Raw genomic sequence first — 16899 nt, 5'->3', positions numbered from 1 at the left:
GCTGCCAGTGCGGTGAGTTACAGCGAAGTGCGAACGGTGTCCAGCAGATCGCGCAGGGTGAACGGCTTGGTGAGTAGACGCATGCCGCTGGCCAGAAAGTCCTTGCGCGCCGATGCCGCACCTGCGAACCCGGTCATGAACACGATGGGCAAGCTCGGGTACAACACACGTGCGCTGTCGGCCAGGTCGCGCCCGTTCATGCCAGGCAAGCAGATATCGGACAACAGCAAATCAAAGACGGGCAGGTTCTGCAGCTGCTGCAACGCAACTTCCGCATCCTCTGCGGCGACCACCGTGTAGCCTTCGTCACTCAGGATGTCGGTGGTCATCAGGCGGATAGCGTCGTTGTCTTCCACCAGCAGGATGCGTGCGTGTGCAGTTGCGTGATTCACCAGAGCCTCAAAACCATCTGTCGCGGTGCAGCGATCTGCGTGCAACGCTAGGGCAGGGGCCGTGAGGGTTGCGTTGGGGCAGGTGTGACGGTGTCCAGCGGCAGCCCTGGCAGCAAGCTGAGCACTTCAGCCGGCTTCGATGTAGGAGTGAATGCGCGTGTTAACCTGAATGGCCTAGGGACACTTCATCCAATGACCTCAACGCGTATCGCCACGGGAACAAGCGGACTCGACACCATCCTGCGTGGTGGGTTGCCGTCCAACCGGCTGTACCTGCTCGAGGGCCAGCCAGGCTCGGGCAAGACCACGCTGGCGCTGCAGTTCCTGCTGGAAGGCGCGGCCAAGGGCGAGAGTTGCCTGTACATCACCTTGTCCGAAACGCTGGATGAGCTGCAAGAGGTTGCGCAGTCGCACGGCTGGTCGCTGGATGCGCTGCATATTTTCGAGTTGGCGTCGGCCGAAGCGTTTCTGGGCGACGGGCGGCAGCAATCCATCCTGCACCCGTGGGAACTGGAACTGGATGGCACCGTCAAGCTCATCCAGGCCGAGGTGGACCGGGTCAAGCCGCAGCGCGTGGTGTTCGACTCGTTGTCCGAGCTGCGCCTGCTGGCGCAGGACTCGCTGCGCTACCGCCGCCAGGTGCTGGCGCTCAAGCAGTTCTTTGCACCGCGCAACATCACCGTGCTGCTGGTGGACGATCTGACCGGCACCAGCGAGGGACGCGATTCGCATCTGCATAGCCTGTGTCATGGCGTGGTATCGCTGGAGCGGTTGACCCTGGATTTCGGCGCCGCACGTCGGCGCATGCAGGTGCAGAAACTGCGCGGCGTGGATTTCATTGCCGGCTATCACGATCTGTCGATCCTGCGTGGCGGCATGCGGATCTATCCGCGCCTGATCGCCTCCGACCACCATGTCACCTTCATCGGCGATGCCGTGTCGAGCGGGGTGCAGGAAGTCGACGATCTGCTGCACGGCGGGCCGTTGCGTGGCACTAGCACCTTGCTCACCGGCCCGGCCGGCAGTGGCAAGACCAACGTCGCCCTGCAATACGTCGCTGCGGCGTGTGCGCGTGGCGAGCACTGCTGCATCTTCGAATTCGACGAGCGCACCGGCACCTTGCTGGCCCGTGCCGAATCGCTGGGGCTGGATCTGCGCCGGCATCTGGAGTCGGGGTTGCTCGAGCTACGCCAGATGGATCCGGCCGAGCTGTCGCCGGGCGAGTTCGCCTGGCAGGTGCGCGCCAGCGTGGAGCAGCGCAACTGCCGCCTGCTGGTGATCGACAGCCTCAACGGCTATCTGTCGTCGATGCCGCAGGAAAAACAGCTGATGCTGCAGATGCACGAGCTGCTGTCGTATCTCAACCAGAGCGGCGTGACTACGTTCCTGATCAATCCGCAGCATGGTCTGGTGGGCACGATGTCCACCGGCAACCTCAACATCTCCTACATGGCCGACACCGTCATCCTGTTCCGCTTCTTCGAAGCACAGGGCCGCATCCGCAAGGCGCTGTCGGTGATCAAGAACCGCAGCGGCGCGCACGAAGATGCCATCCGCGAGCTGCGCATCGGCAATTCGGGCATTCGCCTGAGCGCGCCGCTCAACGACTTCCACGGCGTGCTGACCGGGACGCCGCATTTCATCGGTGACGAGGCGCCGCTGCTGGGCAACGATCTTGCGCGGCGTTGAGGCCCCCGGCTGCACGGTCCACATCGTGGCGCCATTTGGCCGTGATGCGGAGAGCATTGCGGTCATCCTGGATCGTCAGGACCTGTCGGTGTGCATCCACGACTCGCTCGCGCAGATGGCGCGGCAGCTGGACGATTCCGCGGGCGTAGTGGTGCTGACCGAAGAAGCGGTGGCCGGTGATGTGGAGGCCTTGACCGCCGCGCTGCAGGCGCAGCCGCCATGGTCGGACATTCCGTTCGTGCTGCTGCGCTCCTCGCGCGGGGCCTATTACAATCGGCACACCACGCTGCCGGCGGCGGCGATCAATGTCATCGAGCTGGAACGCCCGTTGGGTGCGGTGTCGTTGCAGAGCGCCATCTCCACGGCGCTGCGCTCACGTCAGAAGCAATTCGTCATTCGCGACCAGATGGCGCAGCTGGCCGAAAGCCAGGCGGCGCTGGCGCTGAGCGAAGCCGAGCTGCGCCGCGTCACCGATGCGTTGCCGGTGCTGATCGCCTTCATCGACAAACATCTGATCTACCGCTTCGCCAACCAGGCCTATGAAGTGTGGATCGGGCAGTCGCCCGCCGCAGTGGTGGGGCGGTCGTTGGACGAGGTGATGGGGCCGGCGCTGGTGCGCCAGCGGCGCGGCTGGATCGATGCCGCCCTTGCCGGGAAGGCGCTCACCGTGGAGGTGAGCTGGCCGCATGCAGACGGCCGCCGCCGCGATGCGGAGATCCGCTACCTGCCACGCTTCGATGCACATGGCGAGGTGGACGGCTTTCATGTATTCGCCACCGACGTGACCGCGCGCACCGTGGCGATGGAGTCGATCCAGCAGCAGGCCACGCTGCTCGAAGCCAAGGTGGCCGAACGCACCGCCGAGCTGGAGCAGCAGATGCAGGCGCGCGAAAGCAGCGAAGCGGCGTTGCGCCAGGCACAGAAGATGGAAGCGGTGGGCCAGCTCACCGGCGGCATCGCGCACGATTTCAACAACATGCTCACCGGCATTCTCTCGGCACTGGATCTGGCGCGGCTGCGCATCGACCAGGGCCGCAGCGAAGGGCTGGGCCGGTTCCTGGATGTGGCCTCGGCCTCGGCGCTGCGCGCTGCAGCGTTGACCCAGCGGCTGCTGGCGTTTTCGCGCCGGCAATCGCTGGAGGCCCGGCATCTGCACGTCAATGACCTGGTGGTGTCGCTGCAGGAATTGCTGGCGCGCACGCTGGGCGAATCGGTGCAGCTGGTGACCGACCTGCAGGCGGACATGCCGGCGGCGTACGTGGATGAAAACCAGCTGGAAAGCGCCTTGCTCAATCTGGCGATCAACGCGCGCGACGCCATGCCCGATGGTGGCCAGCTGCGCATCGCCACCCGGCATCTGACCGTCACCGACGCGCCGTTGCTGCTCGGCCGCGGCATCACGCTGGCAGTGGGCGGTTATGCGGTGGTCTCGGTCACCGACAGCGGCACCGGCATGACCCCGGACGTGCTGGAGCGGGTGTTCGAACCGTTCTACACCACCAAGCCGATCGGCCAGGGCACCGGCCTGGGCATGTCGATGATCTACGGCTTCATGCAGCAGTCCAACGGCCAGGTGTGGGTGGAATCGGAACCGGGCGCGGGGACCACCGTGAGCCTGTATCTGCCCTCCGGCGTCAACGTGCACGATGCGCGCCCGGCCGTGCTGCCCAGCAGCGTGGTCGCCGGGCAGGGCCAGCAGGTGCTGGTGGTCGAAGACGATGCACAGGTGCGGCTGCTGGTCACCGAATTACTGCAGGAGCTCGGCTACCAGGCCGAAGTGGTGGCCGATGCCGATGCGGCATTGCCGATCCTGGCCTCACCGCAGCGCATCGATCTGTTGGTCACCGATGTCGGCTTGCCTGGCCTCAACGGCCGCCAGCTGGCCGAGATCGCACGCCAGTCGCGTCGCGATCTGCCGGTGATCTTCATGACCGGCTATGCGGAAACCGCGCGCGATCGCGGCGAATTCCTGGGCGAGGGCATGAGCATGATCGCCAAGCCATTTACGCTGGGCGAGTTCAGCGGCAAGTTGCACGAAGTGCTGGGGCCTTCCGCGTAACGCTGCGCGTGCGTCGCTGCAGCCACGCGCTGCAGGCGATCAACGCGTGGCTGCCTTCGATTGCCGCGCGCTGGCTAGCGATTGCGCCACTGCGATCTTGTCGGCAACGGCCTGTTGCATCGGCGAGCCGGTGTCGAGCAACCCATGCAGATGCTGCCAGTGCTCGGTGGCCGCGGCGTAGTCGTGTTGCTGGAAATCGCTGATGCCCAGCAGCCACAGGCCGCGCTGGTTGTCCGGCTCGGCGGCAACGACTTGCTGCAGACGTGTCCGCGAGGACGCATCGATGGCGAAGTCTGCGCGCGTGGCCATGTCCGAGGCCACCCAGCCCACGATGGCCGCGCTGTTGTCCGGTGCCAGCTGCAACGCCTGCGCATACGCATCGCGTGCCTCGGCAGGGCGGTTTTCCTGCTCGTGCGCCTTGGCCCGCTGCATCCAGCTGGTGAGCGCCTGTAGCGCGGCGGCCTGTTGCGCGTCCGGTGTTGGTGTTGCATCCACCGCAGCAGCCATGCCAGGTGCAGGCGCTGCATTGCCGGGCTGCGCAGGGGCGCTTGCAGCCGCACGCTGTGGCTGCAAGCTGGCGATTGCATCGGGCGTGCCTACCAGGCGATACAGCCCCGCCGTGCCCAGTGGCAGGCCCAGCATCAGCAGCAACGGCAGCGCATGCCGCGCGCTGCCGTTGCGCTGCGCATGCTGGCGTACCGGCATCACCAGCAGCGCCGTGGCGCCCACCACCATCGCGGCGCTTGCGAGATAAAAGCCCATCATCACCAGTCTTCCTCGGTCTGTGGCGCCACCGGTGTGCCGGCACGCGCCCGTTTGCGCACGGTGTGCAGGACCACGGCCGCGCCTGCGCCCAACATCAGCAACGGCCCGAACCACAGCAGCCAGGTGCCGCGCTTGACCGGTGGGTCGTACAACACGAAATCCGAATAGCGCTCCACCATGTACTGCTTGATCTGCGCATCGCTACGGCCGGCCTGAAGTTGCGCGAACACCTGGTGGCGCAGGTCGCGGGCCAGGTCTGCATTGGAGTCGGCCAGGTTCTCGTTCTGGCAGACCAGGCAGCGCAGCTGCGCAGTCAATCGCTGGAAGCGTGTTTCTTCGTTGCGGTCCTTGAACGGCAACGGGTCCACCGCCTGGGCGGCCAGCGGTGGGGCCAGCAGCATGCCCAGCAGCAGCGCCAGCAGCAGGCGCGCGATGCGTTGCCGCAGGCTCACGGTGCGCCTTGGGACAAGCCCGCAATCGCCGGCATCAACTCGTTGCGAATGACCTCTGGCGTCAGCACGCCGATGTGCTTGTAGCGGATCATTCCGTGCGCATCGATCAGGAAACTTTCCGGCGCGCCGTACACGCCGAAGTCGATCGCGGTCTGGCCGGGCTCATCGGCAATCACCATGCCATAGGGATTGCCGTGCTGCGCGAGCCAGGCGTTGGCATCGGCCGGCGCGTCCTTGTAGTTGTAGCCGATCAACGCCACGCCGAGCGTGCGGCCGTGCGCCATCAGCACCGGATGCTCCTGCGCGCAGGCGGCGCACCAGCTGCCGAAGACGTTCAGCACGTAGGGCTTGCCCAGCAATTGATCGCGGGTGACCTGCTGCTGCGGTTGATCCAGCAGCGGCAGCGAGAACGCCGGCGCCGGCTTGCCGATCAGTGGCGAGGGCACGTCGCGCGGGTTGTGCTGCATCGTCCAGTAGATGCCGAAGCCGAACAGCGCGGCCAGCGCCAGAAAGCCCAACAGGGGCAGGAGGCGGTTCACAGGTGCGACTCTCCGGCAACGGCGAGGGGAGTGGGGGCGATGGGAGCAGGCGACGACACCGCGGCAACCGCAGGCGCCGGTGCGCGGAAGCGCCGTGCGCAGGCGCTGACGAATCCGCCCAGCATCATCAACAGCCCGCCGGCCCAGATCCAGCGGATCAACGGTTTGTAGTACAGCCGCAGCGTCCAGTCGTTTTCGATGTGTTGGTCGTCCAGCGGCTCGCCCAGTGCCACGTACAGGTCGCGGGTGGCGCCGGCGTCGATCGCCGATTCGGTCTGGATGCGCTCACTGCTGTACAGGCGTTTTTGCGGATGCAAGGTGGCCACCGGCGCACCATCACGGCTGACCTGCACGCTGCCTTGTTCGGCTTTCCAGTTGGGCCCATCCACCAGCTGCACGCCATCGAAGCGGAAGCTGTAGCCGGCGATCTCCGCGCTCTGGCCGGGCGCCAGCCGCACGTCGCGTTCCACCGACAGGCTGTCCGACACCAGCACGCCGGCTACGAACACCGCCACACCGGCATGCGCCAGCAACATGCCGGCCATCTCCGCAGGAAAGCGCCGGCCGCGCGGCATCTCGCGCCAGCGCTTGTGCATGTACAACGCGGTGCCGGCAGCCACCCAGGCGGCCGCACCGATGCCGGCAATGGCCTTCGCCTGGCCCTCGGCAAACACGCTGGCGACGAGCGCGCAGGCGATGGCGGCAATGCCCGCACGCGCGCCCAGCGACAGCAGCGGTGCCATCTCGGCCTTGCCCCAGCGCAAGTACGGGCCGAATGGCATTAACAGCACCACCGGCGCCATCAGCAACGGAAACAGCAGGCCGAAATAGGGCGGGCCCACCGACACCTTGCCCAGCCCGAACGCATCGGCCACCAGCGGGAACAAGGTGCCCAGCAACACCATCGCCGCGGCCACGGTGAGCAGCAGGTTGCCGACCAGGATCGCGGTCTCGCGCGAGGCCGCTGCGAACGGTTTGCCGGTGGCGATCTTGGGCGCGCGCAGCGCATACAGCAGCAGCGATCCGCCCACCACCGCCACCAGGAAAATCAGGATGTACAGCCCGCGCCGTGGGTCGGCGGCAAACGCATGCACCGAGGTGAGCACGCCCGAGCGCACCAGGAAGGTGCCCAGCAACGACAACGAAAATGCCAGGATCGACAGCAGGATGGTCCAGGCACGCAGGCTGCCGCGTTTTTCGGTCACCGCCTGGGTGTGGATCAGCGCGGTGCCCACCAGCCACGGCATGAAACTGGCGTTTTCCACCGGGTCCCAGAACCACCAGCCGCCCCAGCCCAGTTCCGCATACGCCCACCAGCTGCCGGCCACGATGCCGGCGGTGAGGCAGGCCCAGGCGACATTGGTCCACAGCCGCGCCCAGCGCACCCAGGCCTGTTCGAGTTCGCCGCCCAGCAGTGCGGCTACCGCGAACGCGAATGCCACCGAGAAACCGACATAACCGGTGTAGAGCACCGGTGGGTGGAAGGTCATGCCCGGGTCCTGCAGCACCGGATTGAGTTCCCTGCCGTCGAGCGGAATCGGCGACAGCCGCCCGAACGGATTGGAGGTCAGCAGGATGAAGGCCAGAAAGCCCACCGATACCAGCCCCAGCACCGCCAGCACGCGTGCGGCGAAGTGCTGCGGCAGGTGCCGGCTGCAGGCGGCCAGCAGCACCGTCCAGGTGGACAGGATCGCGATCCACAGCAGCAGCGAACCTTCGTGCGCGCCCCACACCGCGGCGATGCGGTAATACCAGGGCAGCGCGATGTTGGCGTTGTCGGCGACATAGCGCACCGAAAAATCCAGCGACAGCAGCGACCAGGCCAGCAGGCCGAAGGCCAGCCACACGAACACCGCCTGGCCGGCGGCGGCAGGCCGCGCAACCGCCATCAGCGCGGTGTTGCCGCGCCAGGCGCCGATCAGCGGCAACACGCCCTGCGCCAGCGACAACAGCAACGCCAGGATCAGCGCGATCTGGCCAAGTTCAGGCGTCATGGGCGTGGCGCTGCGGGCAACGGGAGAGAGTCATCTGGATCCGGAGTGATGGAGCGGTGGCGCGGGTCAGCGCACACCGCTCAACGGGGCCGCGGCCGCTGGGATCGGCTTGCCGACGTGGCCTTCGGCCATCGCGTCCTTGAGTTCCTTCGGCATGTAGGTTTCGTCGTGCTTGGCCAGCACTTCGTTGGCGACAAAGCGCCCCGCCTGCATGCGGCCGTTGGCGATCACCGATTGGTTGTCGCGGAACAGGTCCGGCAGGATGCCGGTGTACTCCACCTGCGTGGCGGCGTGCTTGTCGATCACGGTGAAGGTCACGGTGAGGCTGTCGGTGGCGCGCTGGATCGAGCCGGCCTTGACCATGCCGCCAAGGCGGAACTGCTGGTAGCCGGCCGCCGCGCCCGCATCCACCTGGCTGGGCGTGAACAGGTAGCTCATGTTCCGCTGCAGGGCGAGCACGATCAGTGTCACCGCCAGCGCTGCCGCCGCCAGCACGCCGATCACCAGCCACAGGCGTTGTTTGCGCGTGGCGTTCATGCGTCGCGCTCCAGCACCGGCACCGGCTGCTCGCGCGGCCGGCGCGGCGCCTGCCGCTGCAGCTGTCCGCGCAGTTGCGCGGGCAAGCGCCGCCGGCGCAGCCACGGGGCGATCAGGTCGGCCAGCAGCACCAGCACGAACAAGGCATACGCGGTCCATACGTAGGCGCCGTAGCCGCCCATGGCGAGAAAGGCGCTCATGCGGTGCGCTCGGTCAAGACGATGCGGCGTGCCCAGTCCTTGCCGCTTTCCAGCGCAAGCAGGTCCACCCGCACGCGGCCGAACAGGCTGGCCAGGTAATACAGCTTGGTCGCCACCAGCATCAGCAGCAGCGGCCACAGCATGTCCGCGCCCATCTTGGAGGGGCCGAGCAGGCGCACCGTGGAGCCCTGGTGCAGCGTGTTCCACCACACCACCGAGTAATGCACGATCGGCAGGTTCACCAAGCCGACCAGCGCCAACAGCCCGGCCGCACGCATCGCCTGGCGGCGGTCTTCCACCGCGTGGTACAGGCCCAGCACGCCCAGGTACAGAAACAGCAGCAACAGTTCGGAGGTGAGCCGGGCATCCCAGGTCCACCAGGTGCCCCACATCGGCTTGCCCCAGAGCGAGCCGGTGCACAGGGTGATCAAGGTGAAGGCGGCGCCGATCGGTGCCGAGGCCATGGTCACCACTTCGGCCAGCTTGATCCGCCAGATCAGCGCAATGAACGCCGATACGCCCATCGCCGCGTAGATGAAAAGGCTCATCCAGGCGCTAGGCACGTGGATGAAGATGATGCGGTAGGCGTCGTGCTGCTGATAATCCGGCGGCGCCAGCACCAGCCCGCCGTAGGCGGCCACCGCAGCCAGCAGCAGTGCCAGGCCCAGCGCCCACGGGCGCACCACACCGGCGAACCGGTAGAAAATGGGCGGCGAGCTGAGCTTGTGCAGCCACAGGGGAATCCACTTGGCCATGCGCGTCGTCAGTTGGGGTGTTTGGAAAGCGCCAGCGCGTCGACCGCGGCGCCGGCGTTGACCTGCAACTGGCCATCGGAGACCTTGCTGGTGCGCTGCATGAGCGCACGCAAGGCATTGGCGTCCATCGATGGCGACAGCGACAACAGCAACGCGGCCATGCCGCTGACATGCGCGGTGGCCATCGACGAGCCGGAGGTGAAGTCGTAACGGCCGTTGGGCTGGGTGGTCAGGATGTCCTTGCCCGGTGCGCTGAGCACGCCGGGCAGGGCCGCCGTGGCGCTGCTGCTGCGCACTACCAGCACGCCCGGTACATCGTTGGGAAAGCCGTCCAGGCGTCCGTTCGGCGGCATGGCCGCGACCACGATGCGGCCCTGGTCGACCAGGTGGGTGAGCATCTTGCGCAGCAGCGGGTCGGCCGGGCCGCCCAGGCTCAGATTGACCACGCGCGCGGAGCTGTTGTTGATCGCCGCCAGCGCCTTGGCCAGGGTGAACGAATTACAGCGGGCGGTGCTGCCGGTGCTGCCGGCGCTGGGCGCATACCAGCAGGCCTTGTAGATGCTCAGCATGGCCCGCGGCGCCATGCCGACAATGCCCTGATGGTTGTTGCTGCCGGCGGCAATGATGCCGGCCACTTCGGTGCCGTGCGAATCGGTGCTTGTGGTGACCGGGGTGTCGTCCACCAGGTCGTGCACCTCGCGGATGCGTGACTTCAGATCCGGGTGGCTGGTGTCCACGCCGGTATCGACCACCGCCACCGTCACGCCGCGGCCCTGGGTGACGGCCTGCGCACTTGCCGCGTCGGTGGCGATGAAGCCGCGTTGCAGGTCCACGTACGGGTCGTTGTAGCCGGTCAGAGCACCGGTCTTTTCCGAGGCATCGGTGGAAAACACCGAAAATTCCTGAACCGGTTGTACCAACTCCACGCCGTCGTCGTCGGACAGCGCCTTGATCAATTCGTCACGCGAGACACCGGCCGGCGGGTGCAGCACCGCGCAATACAGGCCCAGCGAGGTGATCGGCCAGGCCGAGACTTCGCGCAACTGGTAGCGCTGCTTCAACGCTTCCATGCGTGCGGCCGCATGCTGGCCGGCGCCGTAGTAGCTGGAGGCGTACCCGATCAGGCTGGAGCCGGCGCGCGCCGGCGGCGCGGTGAGCGGGTTGGCCACCGCCAGCAGGATGTCGCGGCTGCTATCGGGCACCTTTGCGTCGGCGTCCGCTTTCTCTGCCTCGGCAGCCGCGGCGATGGCCTGCGGATCGGCCGCCTGCGCGCACACGGGGGTGGTGAGGCTCAGCAGTGCCGCCAGCAGACCGATGGCCCAGGGCGTGGTCATGGCGCGGACACGATCTCGGCCAGCCGGATGCCCGGGGTGGCGCGCAGCTGCTGCACGGTCTGTTGCGACGGAGCCGGCGGCTGTGCGGCCGGTACCACGGTGTAGGCGCCCATTTCGTTGGGGCCCCCCACCACCTGCAGCTGCTGTGCATGCAGCAGGCGATCCCAGTCGGCCACGGTCAGGCCGGCATCAGGCACCACCCGGATCGCGCCCTTCGGCACCGGCAAGGCAGTGGCGCTGCTGAGCGTGCGGTAGTCGTGCACGGGCGCTGGCGCAGCCAGCTTGACGCCCATGACGCCCAGGCCGACTGCCTGCACCAGGGCGGCGGCGGCCAGCGCACGCACCGTCCAGCTACCGGAGCGGCGGACGGGCGGTGCGCGTGCCGGGACCGGCACCTGCTCGGGCGCATCGATCTTGCCGAGCAGCCGCAGCAGGCCGGCATTGGCATCCAGCTTGACCGCGCAGGGCAAGGCCAGCGCCTGGCGCAGGCGGCTCTGCTGGGCGAACTCGGCGCTGCACGACGGGCACTTGGCCACGTGTGCGATCAGCCAGGTGTTCTCTTCTTCGCTGGCGCTGTCCAGCAGGACGGCGGGCATCAACTCCCAGGCGTGCGAGCATTCCTTGCCCGGCGCGATGAAGAACGTCTTCATTGCATGGTCTCCGTAGATGGCGCGCTGCCGGCCAGGCCGGGCAGCACATTGCGTAATTTGACCCGCGCATGGAACAGCCGGGCTTTGATCGTGCCCACCGGGCACTGCATGATTTCGGCGACTTCTTCCAGCTTGTGGCCGACGCCGTAGACCAGTTCGATCACCAGCCGCTGGTCCGGCGACAGCCGTTCCATGCCTTTGTCGAGCCAGTCGCGCAGTTCGCGGTCGTCGTTGTCGTCGGTACTGGGGGCATGGTCTTCGACCGTGGCGGTGTCGTCGATGGCCTCGCCGTCATGCTGGCGCAGGCATTTCAAGCCGCAGCGGTAGGCGATGCCCATGATCCAGGTCGACACCTGCGAATCGCCGCGGAAGTCGCCGGCTTTTTGCCAGGCGATCCAGAAACAGTCGTTGATCGCTTCTTCGATGATGTCCGGGCGCCGGGTCAGACGCGACAGGAAGCGACAGAGCCGCCCGTGATAGGCGGTGTACATGGTCGCCAGGGCGTCACGGTCGCCCGCAGCCATGCGGCGCAGCAGCATGCGGTCGGTCGCGTCACCCAGGGTATCGGTGTCAGTCATCGAAGAGGCGCTGCAAAGGTTATCGGTCAGTGCCCATCACCGGGCAAAAGGTTGCGTCTGGATCAGAACGACTTGGAGACGCTGCTCAGCCAGGGGGTTTCGCCCGGCCCGCCCTGCATGCGCGGGGTGTTGCTGCTGGTGATCACGCGCTCCAGCTTCAATGCCCAGCCGGCACGGCTCCAGCGCAGGCCCACCTGTCCGTATTGATAGCGGCCGGCTTCGCTGGCGCCGTAGGCCATTGCCGGAAATCGCGACGACCCCGCGCCCAGTACCAGGCTGACATCGTGACGCAGCGGCACATTGGCGGTGACGTCGACCGCCACATTCCACGGCGACTGGTCGGCGCGCGGGAAGTTGAAGACCGAGACCGAGAAGGTGAGTACATCGCGGTAGGACCAGGCCAGGCTGCCTTCCTGACGGTCGAAGGTGCGCGTGGCCTGATTGGTCGGGTAGCCGTAATACAGCGCGCTGGCCTGCATCTGCCAGCGATCGCCCAGCATCCAGGCGCGCCCGATCTGGGCGGTGACCGCCACCGGGTCGCTCAATGACGGCGACTGCAGCGCGCCGGACACCGAGACCGACCACCCGGGTGAGGGCAGCCAATAGCCGGCCAGCTGCAGGGTGGCCTTGTCCGGCGCGATCGAGATGCCGCGGTCGATCAGGCTGGAGGAGAGCGAGACAGCACCGCCGACGTTGTCAGCCAGGGCGTGGCTACACGGCCCCAGCGTGAGCGCCAGGGCGAGCCATAGGCCGTGGCTGCGGACGCGGTGGCGGCCGGGCCACGGGTGGCCTGCGTTTCGAAAGGAGGCCGAAACGCCGTGGCGCAGGCAGGCAGGCGGGGTCAGCATGGCCCACAGCTGCCCGCTGCCATGCTCAATTGGGCATAGCAGGGCGGGCAGTCGGCGCTGGCGATGAAGGCGTACGGCAACGGTGGGTGTCTACGGTGAACGGTGGGCGATACTGCCCGGTCGGGCCAGGTGCAGCCGCGTCGGCAACAGCAGTTCCGTTCGTATACGCGAACAAACCACTGCCGACAACGCGGCTGGCCCAGGGCAGTCAGGCGCCGTGCACCGCGCCTGGCCGCCCGCTGCCGGTCATGCCGAGCCTCATTTGAGGCTGTTGAGATAGACGATGAGTGCGTCCAACTCCTTGGGATCATCCAGGCCTTCGTACTTCATCTTGGTGCCGGGCAGCGCCTTGGACGAAGACTGCGACAGGTAGGTCTTCAGCTGTGCCGGCGTCCACTGCCACTTGCTGTTCTTGAGCGCGTCGGAGTAGTTGCTGTAGTCCGGCAGGCTGGCCGCCTGGCGGTTGCCAATGCCGAACATGGACGGGCCTTTCTTGTTCTTGCCTTGCGCCGCGCTGTGGCACTCGGCGCATTCGGCCATGAAGGTGTCCTTGCCCGCACCGTCGGCGGCACGCGCCGGCGGTGCCAGGGTGGCGCCGGCCAACAGCAGGCCGGCGAGCGGGGCGCACAACAGGGTCTTGTGGAATGGATGCATGGGGGTCCGTCGGAGTACGTGCAGCGATGGGGATCAGAACGCCAGGTTCACCGACAGCGAGAAGCTGTCCAGATCGCGCGGGTTGGTGATCGGGGGGCCACGGAACACGTTGGAGGTGCTGCCGTTGAACTTGTCGAAGCGGAACCAGCCGGCCGATACGCGCAGGTTGGCGTTGGTGGTGTAGGTGCCTTCGCGGCCGAATGGGCTCCAATACACCAGGATCAGATTGCTGGTGGTGTCGGGAATGCCGACCGGCGAATAGCGCGCCGCATCGAAGGAGCCGGTATTGATCATGTGCGCGGCCAGCACGCCGTAGGTCTGCTTGAACGCGTAGTTCATGCTGAGGGTCTGGTCACGCACGCTGCCGCGATCCAGCGGGCCCATGCTCGGGTCCGAGGACACCAGCGGGCTGCCGTACTTGCGGCGCTCGTAGACGTTGACGTAGGCCAGCGACATGGTGTGCTCGCGGGTGCCGAGGAACTGATAGGTCAGGTCGTAACCCAGGTCGGTGAGGTCGTCGCTGGGCCCGTTGCGCGGCCGCTGGCGGCGCGTGTTCAACGCGGTCATGCCGATCGAGAAGAACTGCCGCTTCATGTCCTTCATGTAGGCCACGCGTGCGTAGCTGGTGTCGCTCAGCCGGCCCGGGTCGCCGTTGATCGGCCAGCCCAGGCGGTCCTGCGTATCGGTGGAAAGCGCCTTGTAGGTGCCCACTTCGCCGTACCAGTTGCGGTCATACAGGCCGTACACGCTGGCGCCGATCACGCGGTTGGACAGCGCCGAGGAGCTGAGCATCGTGGAGGCGCCGCCATTGGAGGCCGGTGTCAGCGTCGAGGCATTCGGCAGTACGTGGATCGGGTCGGAAATGCCGGGGTTGTTGTTGACGCTGACGCCGAGCATCGCGTCCTTGCCCGCCATCTGGAACGGCTTGCTGACAAAGCGCAGATCCACATCGTCCAGGCGCGTGTCGAAGGTGGCGTTGCCGCTGTTGTTGGAGCGGATCTTCGAATAGCCGCCGATGTTGTCGTTGACCCGGCCGGCCAGATACAGGTCGGCCTGGGTGAGGCGCGCGGTGCTGTCGCCGCGGCTGGGGTTGGTGCGGGCCCAGGTGAGCTGGCCGGACGCCGGGATCTTGGTGCCGTTGCCGTCGGTGTCGGTGAAGCCGCCCAGCTTGAAGCGCATGCCGTAGGGCGTGAGCGACGGGCCGTAGGAGCCGATGTGGCAGTCTGCGCACGACGAACCGGTTTGCCGCGCGAACGAGGGAATGGCCTGGGCCTGGGTGCTGGCAAGTAGCAGCAACGGGCCTGACACGCACAACATGGAGGTCAGCGACGCCGTGCGTGCGGCATGGGTGCGGCGGGGAGCGGGCAGTGTGGAAGGCATGGGAAGTCCTTGTTCGGCGGTGCGGGAGCGGGCGAGGGCGGGCAGCAGGAAGCGGGTCATCGGTGATGTTTGCCGGGCAGCACGCGATGCAGCAGGCCATCGCGCAACACCAGGTGGTGCACGAGTGCGGCAACGATATGCACCGTGACTAATGCGAGCAGTGCCCAGGCCGCATTCAAGTGCCAGGTGCCGAGGGTGTCGGCCAGATCCTCATCCGCGGCGACCAGGTTTGGCAGCGTTATCCCGAACAGGTAGACCGTCTTGCCGTAGGCATTGCTCAACGACCAGCCGATCAGCGGCAGCGCGAGCATCAGCGCGTACATCACCACATGCGTGCCACCGGCAGCCAGGCGCATGATCAGCGGCGAGGGCGGCCCGGGCGGCAAGGCGCGCAAGCGCAGACGCAGGCTGACGCGTAAGACAAAGAGCAACAGCACCATCAGGCCGAAGTGGCGGTGGCCTTCCAGCAACCACTGCCGCAGGGCGCGGCCCTCCAGTTCGGCGCGCAGCAGGATCAGGCTGGCGGCCATTACTAGGCACAGCACCGTCAGCCAGTGCAGGACACGCATGGAGCGGGGCAGGGGAACCACGCGCGGCGCGGTGGTCGCCGACGGCGGCGGCAGTGCGTCGGCGCCGTTACTGGCGGACATGTCAGGGGCATGCCGTGGGGCATTCATCGGGTTGGGGTCCTCTTCGGAGGTGGTCGTTGGATCCGGCAATGCGATGCGTCGCCGGGCCTGCGCTCCCCACGCCGGCCATGACAGCCAGGTGAACGTGCACGGATATGTGCGGCGATGCCGACGAAAGGTTGCATCGCCGTGAAATCGCACGCCGGTGCGTCGTGCATGGGCATGCGCGCAACGAGATGGGCGTGCCTGACTGGCGTGTGCGCATGGCGTGATGGGCGGCAACCTTTCGCACATCCGGACGCACACAGGCATGTCGCACTACGTGCAGTCAGCGGTTACGCCCCCCGGAACATGGCCATCGAACGCATCCAGTTGCATACGCACGGCGACGACCGCGGGCTGCTCATTTCGTTGGAGCAGCAGCGCAACGTCCCGTTCGAGATCCGTCGCGTGTACTACATCTTCGGTACGCGCCAGGGCGTGCACCGCGGCCAGCATGCGCACCGCCAGCTCAATCAGCTGGCAGTGGCCCTGCATGGGTCGGTGACGCTGCTGCTGGATGAAGGCCAGGGCCAGGGCCCTGAAGAAGTGGTGCTGGACGACCCGTCGCAGGGCGTGCTGCTCGGGCGCATGGTGTGGCGCGACCTGCATCATTTCAGCGACGACTGCGTACTGATGGTGCTGGCCGACCAGTACTACGACCCGGGCGACTACATCCTGGACTACGACGAATTCCTCACCGAAGCCCGCGGCGTCAGCCGGCTGGAGGCATGAGCATGCGCAAGCCGTTGATCATCATCGGAGCGGGCGAATTTGCTCAGATCGCCTGCGAGTATTTTCAGCACGACAGCGACTACGACGTGGTGGCCTTCAGCGTGGAACGCGATTTCCTGCTGCGGCCCACCCTGGCCGAGTTGCCGGTACTGCCGTACGAAGACCTGGAGCTGCATTACCCGCCGGAGGCGGTGGAGGTGTTCGTGGCGATTCCCGCCACGCAGCTCAACCGGCTGCGCATGCGCTTCTATGCAGACATGGTGCAGCGGGGTTACCGCTGTGCCAGCTATGTGAGCTCGCGCGCGTTCGTCTGGCGCAATGCACAGATCGGCGCCAACTGTTTCATCTTCGAAGGCAACGTCATCCAACCGTTCACGCGCATTGGCGACAACTGCATCCTGTGGAGCGGCAACCATATCGGTCACCGCACCGTGGTGCATGACCACGTATTTCTGGCATCGCATGTGGTGGTGTCCGGCTATTGCGAGATCGGGGCGCGCAGTTTCCTCGGCGTCAATGCCACGCTCAGCGACAAGGTGCGCATTGCCGAGGACAACGTCATCGGCGCCGGTGCCTTGGTGACCCGGCATACCGAAGCGCAACGCGTCTATGTCGGTGCGCCCGCACGCGCGGTGGCCGGCAAGTCCAGTCTCGACGTGGTGCTCTGAGC

The 16899-nt window shown here is 66.7% G+C and carries 19 protein-coding genes; 4 read left to right on the top strand and 15 right to left on the bottom strand.

The annotated features are described in order from the left end of the window. Positions 1 to 17: 17 nt before the first annotated feature. On the bottom strand, positions 18 to 392 hold the full coding sequence (locus tag QRM60_RS01160) for a response regulator (RefSeq protein ID WP_081340786.1): 375 nt from the start codon (positions 390 to 392) through the stop codon (positions 18 to 20). A gap of 192 nt (positions 393 to 584) precedes the next feature. On the opposite strand from QRM60_RS01160, the gene QRM60_RS01155 reads away from it, so the two are divergent. Both QRM60_RS01155 and QRM60_RS01150 read left to right on the top strand, forming a co-directional pair. After that, a complete protein-coding gene (locus QRM60_RS01155) occupies positions 585 to 2081 on the top strand; it encodes an ATPase domain-containing protein (protein WP_115572835.1) in 1497 nt (498 codons plus the stop codon). After that, positions 2068 to 4140, top strand: a complete 2073-nt coding sequence (locus QRM60_RS01150) for an ATP-binding protein (protein WP_184396033.1) — start codon at positions 2068 to 2070, stop codon at positions 4138 to 4140. The genes QRM60_RS01155 and QRM60_RS01150 overlap by 14 nt, the downstream gene beginning before the upstream one ends. Before the next feature lie 39 nt (positions 4141 to 4179). Here the strand turns inward: QRM60_RS01150 and QRM60_RS01145 are convergent, their stop codons facing one another. The 14 genes from QRM60_RS01145 to QRM60_RS01080 all read right to left on the bottom strand — a co-directional run bounded on the left by QRM60_RS01145 (position 4180) and on the right by QRM60_RS01080 (position 15476). Next, positions 4180 to 4905: a tetratricopeptide repeat protein gene (locus QRM60_RS01145; RefSeq protein ID WP_285445415.1), complete on the bottom strand. Its 726-nt coding sequence runs from the start codon at positions 4903 to 4905 to the stop codon at positions 4180 to 4182. Beyond that, complete coding sequence (locus tag QRM60_RS01140; protein WP_225443923.1) at positions 4905 to 5306, bottom strand: cytochrome c-type biogenesis protein; 402 nt, start codon at positions 5304 to 5306, stop codon at positions 4905 to 4907. Before QRM60_RS01140 ends, QRM60_RS01145 begins: the two co-directional genes overlap by 1 nt. 47 nt (positions 5307 to 5353) lie before the next feature. Next, a complete protein-coding gene (locus tag QRM60_RS01135) occupies positions 5354 to 5896 on the bottom strand; it encodes a DsbE family thiol:disulfide interchange protein (RefSeq protein WP_076035934.1) in 543 nt (180 codons plus the stop codon). Beyond that, positions 5893 to 7890, bottom strand: coding sequence for a heme lyase CcmF/NrfE family subunit (locus QRM60_RS01130; protein WP_115555810.1), 1998 nt, complete (start codon positions 7888 to 7890; stop codon positions 5893 to 5895). The genes QRM60_RS01135 and QRM60_RS01130 overlap by 4 nt, the downstream gene beginning before the upstream one ends. A 66-nt stretch (positions 7891 to 7956) precedes the next feature. Continuing rightward, positions 7957 to 8427 (bottom strand): cytochrome c maturation protein CcmE, encoded by a 471-nt coding sequence (gene ccmE, locus QRM60_RS01125; protein WP_040941453.1) that lies wholly within the window; start codon positions 8425 to 8427, stop codon positions 7957 to 7959. After that, positions 8424 to 8627, bottom strand: coding sequence for a heme exporter protein CcmD (gene ccmD / locus QRM60_RS01120; RefSeq protein ID WP_011036838.1), 204 nt, complete (start codon positions 8625 to 8627; stop codon positions 8424 to 8426). The genes ccmE and ccmD overlap by 4 nt, the downstream gene beginning before the upstream one ends. Then, positions 8624 to 9382, bottom strand: coding sequence for a heme ABC transporter permease CcmC (gene ccmC / locus QRM60_RS01115; protein ID WP_285445414.1), 759 nt, complete (start codon positions 9380 to 9382; stop codon positions 8624 to 8626). Before ccmC ends, ccmD begins: the two co-directional genes overlap by 4 nt. Positions 9383 to 9390: 8 nt before the next feature. Beyond that, positions 9391 to 10716 carry a S8 family serine peptidase gene (locus QRM60_RS01110; RefSeq protein ID WP_115555812.1) on the bottom strand — a complete coding sequence of 442 codons (1326 nt, stop codon included), beginning with the start codon at positions 10714 to 10716 and terminating at the stop codon, positions 9391 to 9393. Beyond that, a complete protein-coding gene (locus QRM60_RS01105) occupies positions 10713 to 11366 on the bottom strand; it encodes a zf-HC2 domain-containing protein (protein ID WP_161962644.1) in 654 nt (217 codons plus the stop codon). The genes QRM60_RS01110 and QRM60_RS01105 overlap by 4 nt, the downstream gene beginning before the upstream one ends. Beyond that, on the bottom strand, positions 11363 to 11944 hold the full coding sequence (locus QRM60_RS01100) for a sigma-70 family RNA polymerase sigma factor (RefSeq protein WP_011036842.1): 582 nt from the start codon (positions 11942 to 11944) through the stop codon (positions 11363 to 11365). The genes QRM60_RS01105 and QRM60_RS01100 overlap by 4 nt, the downstream gene beginning before the upstream one ends. A 62-nt stretch (positions 11945 to 12006) precedes the next feature. Further along, entirely contained in the window at positions 12007 to 12792 is a 786-nt protein-coding gene (locus tag QRM60_RS01095; RefSeq protein WP_285445413.1) for a hypothetical protein, read from the bottom strand. 258 nt (positions 12793 to 13050) lie between these two features. Then, positions 13051 to 13446 (bottom strand): c-type cytochrome, encoded by a 396-nt coding sequence (locus QRM60_RS01090; protein ID WP_161961908.1) that lies wholly within the window; start codon positions 13444 to 13446, stop codon positions 13051 to 13053. 33 nt (positions 13447 to 13479) lie between these two features. Next, complete coding sequence (locus QRM60_RS01085) at positions 13480 to 14826, bottom strand: cytochrome c (protein WP_042599102.1); 1347 nt, start codon at positions 14824 to 14826, stop codon at positions 13480 to 13482. A gap of 56 nt (positions 14827 to 14882) precedes the next feature. Further along, a complete protein-coding gene (locus QRM60_RS01080; protein ID WP_228426609.1) occupies positions 14883 to 15476 on the bottom strand; it encodes a cytochrome b/b6 domain-containing protein in 594 nt (197 codons plus the stop codon). Between the two features lie 330 nt (positions 15477 to 15806). Here QRM60_RS01080 and QRM60_RS01075 point away from each other — a divergent pair, with 330 nt between their 5' ends. Next, complete coding sequence (locus tag QRM60_RS01075) at positions 15807 to 16229, top strand: FdtA/QdtA family cupin domain-containing protein (RefSeq protein WP_114997883.1); 423 nt, start codon at positions 15807 to 15809, stop codon at positions 16227 to 16229. After that, complete coding sequence (locus tag QRM60_RS01070; RefSeq protein WP_285445412.1) at positions 16226 to 16897, top strand: acetyltransferase; 672 nt, start codon at positions 16226 to 16228, stop codon at positions 16895 to 16897. Before QRM60_RS01075 ends, QRM60_RS01070 begins: the two co-directional genes overlap by 4 nt. The last annotated feature ends 2 nt before the right edge of the window (positions 16898 to 16899 follow it).

Source organism: Xanthomonas sp. fls2-241-TYG-148 (genome assembly GCF_030208815.1).
Lineage (GTDB): Bacteria > Pseudomonadota > Gammaproteobacteria > Xanthomonadales > Xanthomonadaceae > Xanthomonas > Xanthomonas campestris.
This window is presented reverse-complemented; position numbering and strand designations above follow the sequence as displayed.